This window comes from Pararhizobium sp. PWRC1-1, from assembly GCF_049897905.1.
In the GTDB taxonomy this organism is placed as follows: Bacteria; Pseudomonadota; Alphaproteobacteria; order Rhizobiales; family Rhizobiaceae; genus Pararhizobium.
This window is the reverse complement of record NZ_JAFCXE010000073.1, coordinates 1-893: the sequence shown is the minus strand read 5'-3', so window position 1 is coordinate 893 and position 893 is coordinate 1. Positions and strand designations below refer to the sequence as shown.

General features: G+C 60.5%; 1 protein-coding gene. It reads left to right on the top strand.

Annotated elements, in window-relative coordinates:
• Window positions 1-893 (top strand): elongation factor Tu (gene tuf / locus ACP7E0_RS34950; RefSeq protein WP_426131948.1); only part of this gene is annotated, 893 nt, incomplete at both ends.

Below are 893 nucleotides of genomic sequence, written 5' to 3'. Positions count from 1 at the left end.
ATGGCAAAGAGCAAATTTGAGCGCAATAAGCCGCACGTTAACATTGGCACGATCGGCCACGTCGACCATGGCAAGACGTCGCTGACGGCAGCGATCACGAAGTATTTCGGCGAATACAAGGCGTATGACCAGATCGACGCAGCGCCGGAAGAAAAGGCCCGCGGCATCACCATTTCGACGGCGCACGTCGAATATGAAACGCCTGCCCGTCACTACGCCCACGTTGACTGCCCCGGCCACGCCGACTACGTCAAGAACATGATCACCGGTGCTGCCCAGATGGACGGCGCGATCCTGGTTTGCTCGGCTGCCGACGGCCCGATGCCACAGACCCGCGAGCACATCCTGCTTGCCCGTCAGGTTGGCGTTCCGGCGATCGTCGTGTTCCTCAACAAGGTCGATCAGGTCGACGACGCCGAACTGCTCGAGCTCGTTGAGCTGGAAGTTCGCGAACTTCTGTCGATGTACGACTTCCCGGGCGACGACATTCCGATCATCAAGGGTTCGGCTCTGGCTGCTCTTGAAGACAGCGACAAGAAGATCGGCGAAGACGCGATCCGCGAGCTGATGGCTGCTGTTGACGCCTACATTCCGACGCCTGAGCGTCCGATCAACCTGCCGTTCCTGCTGCCGATCGAAGACGTGTTCTCGATCTCCGGCCGTGGTACGGTTGTGACCGGCCGCGTCGAGCGTGGCATCGTCAAGGTCGGCGAAGAAGTCGAAATTGTCGGCATCCGTCCGACCACCAAGACGACTGTGACCGGCGTTGAAATGTTCCGCAAGCTGCTCGATCAGGGCCAGGCTGGCGACAACATCGGTGCACTGGTTCGCGGCGTTACCCGTGACGGCGTCGAGCGTGGCCAGATTCTCTGCAAGCCGGGTTCGGTCAAGCC